We start from the raw sequence: 6,996 nt of genomic DNA, 5'->3' as shown, positions 1-6,996 counted from the left end.
GTGGGGGGTTACGGGAGGGGGATGGTGCGGGATTCGGTGCGGGCGGTTTCGGCGGCGGCCAGGATGGCGACCACCTCGCGGCCGAAGCGGACGTCGCAGCGGTGGTCGCGGGTGCCCGCCTGCACCTGCTCGACGAGTTGGTCGATCGCCACGCCGAACGCCGTGGCGGGCTCGTTCTCGCCGGCCGGGACGGTCTCGATGCCGTTCTCGCCGTAGAACACGAACTCCCGGGTCATCGACTCGGTCGGGGCGTCGAGGGAGAGCGAAGCGCTGCTGGTGGCGCCGCCGTCATGGGTGAGCAGCAGGTGCACCATTCCGTTCGGCCCGTCCATCGCGGCCACCCGGGTCACCTTGCCCAGCACCGGCAGGATGATGGAGAGCGCGTGCGGGGCGATGTCCCAGAGCGCCCCGTGCTCCCGGCGCCACAGCGACCCGCCGTACGGGCTGCCCTCCTGGAAGATCGAGGCGAACGCGACGGTCCGGCCGTGCTGCCAACCTCCGGCGGCCGCGGTGGCGGCGAGGAACGCGGTCACGTTCGGCTGGAACCGCTGGGTGAAGAAGACGACCGAGGCGACCCCGGACGCCTCGGCTGCCTCGACCACCCGGTCGGCGTCTTCGACGGTGAGCGCCAACGGCTTGTCCAGCAGCAGGTGCCGGCCGGCGGCGGCCGCCCGGGTCGCGATGTCGGCCTGGATGTCCGGCGGCAACGCGACGGCGATCGCGTCGCACACGTCGAGCAACGCGTCGACCTCGGCGAAGGCCGGCACCCCGTACCGCTCGCCCAGCGCGGCGGCCCGCTCCGGGTTACGCCCCCAGACCCCGACCAACTCCGCGTCCGGGTGGGCGTGCAGCGCCTTCCCGTGCGTCTCGATCGCCCAGTGACCGGTGCCGAACAAGCCGAACCGCAGCACGTGTACCTCCGCCGTTTCCCCTCACCGCGGCGACGCCACGGCCGAGATCCACGCTAGTCGCCCCAGCAGCCGTGACGGCGGCGGGTCGACCAACCGGCGACCGGACGCCCACGTCCACGTCGTTTCCGGGACAGCTCGACTTCGCGCGGCGGAGGGCAGCGGCGAAAGACAGCGAGGCAGCATCGCTCGGGTACTACGACGGTTAGTAGGCTGTGCCGGTGACCGAGGCAACGACCAGGTGGGGCCGATGACCAGTGCGGCGGCGGCCGACTCGCCGGTGGACGGGATCCTCGCGACGGCGTCGATCGTGCTGTCGCTGCTCGTCGCGGTGTGGGCACTGGTGGCGGCGGTACGCCACCGGCCACCGGACCGGGTGCAGGTCGCCGGCCTGGCCGTACTGGAACTGATCCTGCTCGCGCTGGCCGCGGTCGCGCTGGTCGCGGTCGGCGGCGGGGAACGGCCCGGCGAGCCCGGCGCCTTCTTCGGCTACCTGGTCACGCTGGTCTGCATGCCGCCGCTCGCCTGGGTGCTGGCCCGGATGGAGCCGACCCGCTGGGGTTCGGCGATCGTCTGCGCGGTCTGCCTGGTGGCCCCGGTGGTGGTGGTCCGGTTGCAGCAGACCTGGGAGGTCCTCGGTGGTTGAGACACGACCGGCCCGACGCGCGACGAACACCGGTCCGGGCCGGCTGCTGATCGCGGTCTACCTGCTCTTCGCCATCGCGGCGACCAGCCGGGCGGGCCTCCAGATCGCCACCAGGTTCGACGAGGCCCCGGTGGCGTACCTGCTCTCCGCGCTGGCCGCGCTCATCTACATCGTTGCCGCGGTGGGGCTGGCCCGCGCCGGGCACACCGGCCGACGGGTCGCGCTGGCCTGCTGCTCGCTGGAGCTGGTCGGGGTGGTCGCGGTCGGCATCCTGAGCCTGGCCGACAAGGAGCTCTTCCCCGACGAGACGGTCTGGTCGCAGTTCGGCAGCGGGTACGGCTACATCCCGCTGGTGCTGCCGGTGCTCGGCCTGTTCTGGCTCTGGCGCACCCGCCGCGACCCCGCCTGACCGACGGGCTGGAAACGCGGGTCGGCGATCGCCGCCGACCCCGCGCACGCGTCGAGGGCGCTCCCCGCCGCACGGGAAGCGCCCTCGACGAAGTACGGGTCAGTCGCGCGGGCCGCCGGCCACGTAGATGACCTGGCCGGAGACGAACCCCGCCCCCTCGCTGGCCAGGAACGAGATGGTGTGCGCGACGTCCTCCGGCCGGCCCGGTCGACGCACCGGGATCTCGGCGGCGGCGTGCTTCTGCAGGTCCTCGAAGTCGACCTTCATCCGGGCGGCGGTGGCGGCGGTCATGTCGGTGACGATGAAGCCGGGCGCCACCGCGTTGACGGTCACCCCGAACGGCCCCAGCTCGATGGCGAGCGTCTTGGTGAAGCCCTGGAGACCGGCCTTGGCGGCGGCGTAGTTCGCCTGGCCCCGGTTGCCCAGCGCGGAGGTGCTGGAGAGGTTGACGATCCGCCCCCACCTGCGGTCCACCATGTGCTTCTGAGCGGCCTGGCTGAACAGGAACGCGCCGCGCAGGTGCACACCCATGACGGTGTCCCAGTCGGCGTTGGTCATCTTGAACAGCAGGTTGTCGCGGAGCACCCCGGCGTTGTTGACCAGCACGGTGGGCGCGCCCAGCTCGGTTGCGATCCGCTCCACGGCCGCCTCGACCTGGGCCCGGTCGGACACGTCGGCGCCCACGCCGAGCGCTTGGCCGCCGGCGCCGGCGATGGCGTCCACCGTCTCCTTGGTGGCCGCCTCCTCGATGTCGACCACGGCGACGGCCATCCCGTCGGCGGCCAGCCGGCGGGCGGTGGCCGCACCGATACCGCGTGCGGCTCCGGTGACGATGGCGACGCGGGGCTCCTCCGACATGATTACCTCCCGGTAACTTGGCTCGATCGATGGAGCTTAACCCGTCCCTGTCGGAGTCAGCGGGTCGCGCCCCGGCAGAGCCGGATCCAGCGGTAGCCGTAGCCGGAAAGCTTGAGCGCGCCGAGCTTGCCCAACTCGCCGTAGCCGCGGTCGGCGAGCACGTCGTTCGGCAGGTCGGCCTCCGCCTCCAGGCTGCTCAGGTCCACCTCGACGTCGTCGGTGCCCAGGTTGTGCAGGAAGACCATGGTCCCGGTCGGCCCGTCCGCCCGGTGCGCCAGCACTCCGGCCGGCAACGGCACGTCGATGTGGGTCGTCGAGCCGGAGCCCACCTCCGGCGCCTCCCGCAGCGTCCGGATCATGCGTTCGAACCAGGCGAGCAGCGACTTCGGATCACCGCGCTGAGCCGTGACGTTGACCGTCTGGTAGCCGAACTCACCCTTGTCGATGACCGGGCGGACCAGCTTCTCCGGGTCCGCGGTGGAGAAGCCGGCATTCGGCTGGTACGACCACTGCATCGGGGTACGGATCGCCTCCCGACCGGGCAGCGACAGGTCCTCGCCCATCCCGATCTCCTCGCCGTAGCGCAGCACCGGCGTGCCGCGCAGCGAGAACTGCAGGGCGTACGCCAGCTCGATGCGACGCCGGTCGTTGCCGAGCATCGGGGCGAGCCGGCGACGGATGCCCCGGTCGTAGATGCGCATGTTCTCGTCCGGGCCGAACTGCGCGTACACCTGGTTGCGTTGTTCGGTGGTGAGCCGGGACAGGTCGATCTCGTCGTGGTTACGCAGGAAGGTCGCCCACTGCCCACCGACCGGCAGCGTCGGGGTGTCGCGCAACGCCTCGACCAGCGACTCCGGGTCCTGGCGGGCGAGGGCGAGCATGAGTCGACCGTTGAGCATGAAGTCGAAGAGCATGTGGATCCGGTTGCCGGAACCGCCGGCGTCACCGAAGAACGTCGGCAGCTGGTCCGGCTCGACGTTCGCCTCGGCCAGTAGGACCGCGTCCCCGCGCCGCCACTGCACGTGCTGGCGCATCTCGGTGAGGAACTCGAAGTCCTTCGGCGAGTTCGGGTTGCCCGGCTCGGTCAGCTCGATGATGAACGGCACCGCGTCCATCCGGAAGCCGGAGACGCCGAGCTGGAGCCAGAACGACATGATCTTCTTGATCTCCGCCCGGACCTCCGGGTTGGCGAAGTTGAGGTCCGGCTGGAACTTGTAGAACCGGTGGTAGAACCACGCCTTGGCGGTGCGGTCGTAGCTCCAGGTCTCGTTCTGCTCACCGGGGAAGACCATGCCCTGGTGCCGGTCGTCCGGCTCGGTGTCGGACCAGACGTACCAGTCGCGGTACGGCGAGTCCGGCGAGGAGCGGGCGGACTGGAACCACGGGTGCTCGTCGGAGGTGTGGTTGACCACCAGGTCGATGATCACGCGGATGCCCCGGTTCTGCGCCTGGTGCAGCAGTTCCGCGAAGTCGCCGAGGGTGCCGAAGCGCGGGTCCACGTTGTAGAAGTCGGTGGCGTCGTAGCCGTCGTCGCGGTTCGGCGACGGGTGGATCGGGTGCAGCCACAGGCAGGTCACGCCCAGCCGGGCCAGGTAGTCCAGCCGCCCGATCAGGCCACGGATGTCACCGACGCCGTCGCCGTCGGAGTCGGCGTACGTGTCGATGTCGAGGCAGTAGACGACGGCTTCGGAATACCAACGGTCACCCATGCCGGATGAACTTCTCCGGTCGATCACCGTGGCAAACCCGGCCGGCGGGCGGCGGAGCCCGGACGGTCGCTCTCGGCCGGTACCGTGCCGGTCATGGAGATCGACCTCGTACCGCCGAGTGAACCGTTGGACTGGGCCCGGGGCGGCTGGCTGTATCCGCCGGTCCGCACCGAGGAGGGACCGGCCGGAGAGCTGATCGTCGAACCGGCGGCGGAGAGTGACTTCTGGCGGCGGACCAGCTACGGGTTCGTGCACGACAACGGGCCCGCCCTGCTGGCCCCGCTGGCGGTCGGCAGCGCCATGGAGGTGAGCTTCCGGCTCGACCTCACCGGGCAGTTCGACCAGGCCGGTGCGCTGGTCCGGGTGGACGAGCGGAACTGGACCAAGGCGGGCGTCGAGGTGAGCGACGGCGAACTCCAACTCGGCGCGGTGGTGACCCGGGAGTTCTCCGACTGGTCGGTGGCGCCGGTGCCGGAGTGGGCGGGTCGGGAGGTGACCGTCCGGGTGAGCCGGGCGGGCGACGCGCTGACCGTCCGCGCCCGGGTGGACGACGAACCGTGGCGGTTCGTCCGCCTCGCCCCGCTGGACCCGGAGGCCGAGGCCATGGCCGGGCCGTTCTGCTGCGCGCCGGTCCGCGCCGGCCTCACCGTGGTGTTCACCGGTTGGCGGCAGGGGCCGGCCGACACCGCGCTGCACCCGGAGCACTGACCGGCACGGCGGTGTGGCCCGACTCACCGGCAGGTGTGGCGAAGCGCCCATCGGGTATGACCATCTGATCCCCGGCCGCCGACTCGGAAGGACGACCATGGCGCTCGCCCAGAATGTCGACCCGGCCAAGTTCACCGGGCTGACCGGTTGGGTGGCCACCGTGATCGAGGGGATGGGCCCGGTCGGGGTGGCGCTGCTGGTGGCGCTGGAGAGCATCGTCCCGCCCATTCCCAGCGAGATCGTGCTGGCCCTCGCCGGCTACCTGGCCAGCGAGGGCCGTTTCAACGTGGTGCTCGTGGTGGTGGCCGCGACGGTCGGCTCGCTGGTCGGTGCGTTGGTGCTCTACTGGCTCGGCGCGGCACTGGGTGAGGAGCGGCTCAAGCGCTGGCTCGACCGCATCCCCCTGGTGGACCGCGACGACCTGGAGAAGGCCGACGAGTGGTTCGAACGGCACGGCCGGTGGGCGGTGCTGATCGGCCGGGTGGTGCCGGTGGTCCGCAGCCTGGTCTCCGTTCCGGCCGGGGCGAACCGGATGCCGCTGGGCGAGTTCATCCTGCTCACCACGATCGGCAGCGGGGTGTGGAACGCGCTCATCGTCGGGGCCGGTTACGCGCTGGGCAGCCGCTGGCAGGACGTCGAACGCTACAGCGACTGGTTCAACTACGGGATCGTCGCGGTCTTCGTCGTCATGGTGGCCACCTGGGTGATCCGCAAGATGCGCCGACGCCGGGAGCGCGACGACCGGCGGTCGGTGACCGCCGGTCGCTGATCCGCGTCCGCCCGTGCCGGGGGTGGGGTCGGCTCAGGGCAGGGTGTCCAGGTGCGGGGCAACCGTACGGGCGAAACCGTTGCCGTTGCTGACGTCCCAGTTCACCGACCAGGTCATCGCGCCGCGAATGCCGGGGTAGGTGCGCGGCGGCCGGAAGCTGCCGCAGTTGGTGCCCCGGGCCAGGCAGTCCAGCGCCGCGTTGACGACGCTGGGCGCGACGATGCCCCCGCCGGCCGCGCCGGGACCGGCGGGCAGGCCGAGGCCGACCTGGTCGGGCCGGAGCCCCGCCTCCAGTTGGATGCACGCCAGCGCGACGATGAAGTTCACCGTGCCCTGGGCGTACGCGGCGTTCTGGTCGCAGCCGAGCATCGCCCCGGAGTTGTAGTACTGGGTGTTGACCACGGTGAGGATGTCCTTGATGTCCAGGGCCAGCTTGAAGTAGCCGCCGCCCGGGGACTGCATGTCGATGGTCTGCGGCGCCATCGCGATGATCAGGCCGGCGCCGACCCTGGCCCGGAGCGCGCGCAGCGCCTGCGCCATGTAGGTCGGGTTGAGCCCGTTCTCCAGGTCGATGTCGATGCCGTCGAAGCCGTAGCGGGCGATCAGCGCGGCGGCGGTGTCGGCGAACGCGGTGGCCGAGGCGGCGTCGTTGACCGTGACCCGGCCGGTCTCACCGCCGACCGAGAGGATCACCCGCTTGCCCCGGGAGTGCAGGGTGCGCACGTCGGCGGTGAAGTCCGCGTCGGTGTAGCCGCCGAGCGCCGCGGCGAGCCCCGGGTCGACGCCGAAGGTCAGCGCCCCCGGCGTCGCGGTGGCCTCGGCGAAGGCGACCGCGACGAGGTCGTACTCGGCGGGGACGTCGCGCAGCCGCAGCTCGACGGCAGGGTTGTCGAAGTTGTGCCAGTAGCCGGTGAGCAGGTGCTTCGGCAGGCCGCCGGTGGGTGGTTCCGTCGGCGGCGGGGTGGTGGGCGGAGGCGGCGTGGTGGGCG

Annotated in this window: 7 protein-coding genes and 1 pseudogene; 4 read left to right on the top strand and 4 right to left on the bottom strand. The window is 71.5% G+C overall.

Features of this window, described 5'->3' with window-relative positions:
- Positions 1-8: 8 nt before the first annotated feature.
- Positions 9-911: a Gfo/Idh/MocA family protein gene (locus EAD98_RS30455; protein ID WP_121657383.1), complete on the bottom strand. Its 903-nt coding sequence runs from the start codon at positions 909-911 to the stop codon at positions 9-11.
- Between the two features lie 212 nt (positions 912-1,123).
- Between EAD98_RS30455 and EAD98_RS30450 the strand changes: the two are divergent.
- Both EAD98_RS30450 and EAD98_RS30445 read left to right on the top strand, forming a co-directional pair.
- Positions 1,124-1,554: pseudogene (locus tag EAD98_RS30450) on the top strand (hypothetical protein).
- Positions 1,547-1,963 carry a hypothetical protein gene (locus EAD98_RS30445; RefSeq protein WP_121657381.1) on the top strand — a complete coding sequence of 139 codons (417 nt, stop codon included), beginning with the start codon at positions 1,547-1,549 and terminating at the stop codon, positions 1,961-1,963. Before EAD98_RS30450 ends, EAD98_RS30445 begins: the two are co-directional and overlap by 8 nt.
- Positions 1,964-2,062: 99 nt before the next feature.
- Here EAD98_RS30445 and fabG read toward each other — a convergent pair whose 3' ends face one another.
- Both fabG and EAD98_RS30435 read right to left on the bottom strand, forming a co-directional pair.
- Entirely contained in the window at positions 2,063-2,821 is a 759-nt protein-coding gene (gene fabG / locus EAD98_RS30440) for a 3-oxoacyl-ACP reductase FabG (RefSeq protein WP_121657380.1), read from the bottom strand.
- Between the two features lie 56 nt (positions 2,822-2,877).
- Positions 2,878-4,530 carry an alpha-amylase family protein gene (locus tag EAD98_RS30435; RefSeq protein ID WP_121657379.1) on the bottom strand — a complete coding sequence of 551 codons (1,653 nt, stop codon included), beginning with the start codon at positions 4,528-4,530 and terminating at the stop codon, positions 2,878-2,880.
- A 93-nt stretch (positions 4,531-4,623) separates the two neighbouring features.
- Between EAD98_RS30435 and EAD98_RS30430 the strand changes: the two genes are divergently transcribed.
- Complete coding sequence (locus EAD98_RS30430; RefSeq protein ID WP_121657384.1) at positions 4,624-5,238, top strand: DUF1349 domain-containing protein; 615 nt, start codon at positions 4,624-4,626, stop codon at positions 5,236-5,238.
- 97 nt (positions 5,239-5,335) lie between these two features.
- Entirely contained in the window at positions 5,336-6,007 is a 672-nt protein-coding gene (locus EAD98_RS30425) for a DedA family protein (protein WP_121657378.1), read from the top strand.
- Between the two features lie 33 nt (positions 6,008-6,040).
- Here EAD98_RS30425 and EAD98_RS30420 read toward each other — a convergent pair.
- Positions 6,041-6,996, bottom strand: a 956-nt coding sequence (locus EAD98_RS30420; protein WP_147457535.1) for a chitinase, incomplete at its 5' end; no start/stop codon positions are given.

The organism is Micromonospora sp. CV4 (genome assembly GCF_003667455.1).
In the GTDB taxonomy this organism is placed as follows: Bacteria; Actinomycetota; Actinomycetes; order Mycobacteriales; family Micromonosporaceae; genus Micromonospora.
Note: the sequence above shows the minus strand (reverse complement) of the source record. Positions and strands in the feature narration are given on the sequence as shown.

What these genes read in the sequence shown, in the direction of transcription:
- EAD98_RS30435 (WP_121657379.1), bottom strand. Translation starts at nt 4,530, where the DNA reads ATGGGTGACCGTTGGTATTCCGAAGCCGTCGTCTACTGCCTCGACATC.
- fabG (WP_121657380.1), bottom strand. Translation starts at nt 2,821, where the DNA reads ATGTCGGAGGAGCCCCGCGTCGCCATCGTCACCGGAGCCGCACGCGGT.
- EAD98_RS30430 (WP_121657384.1), top strand. Translation starts at nt 4,624, where the DNA reads ATGGAGATCGACCTCGTACCGCCGAGTGAACCGTTGGACTGGGCCCGG.
- EAD98_RS30425 (WP_121657378.1), top strand. Translation starts at nt 5,336, where the DNA reads ATGGCGCTCGCCCAGAATGTCGACCCGGCCAAGTTCACCGGGCTGACC.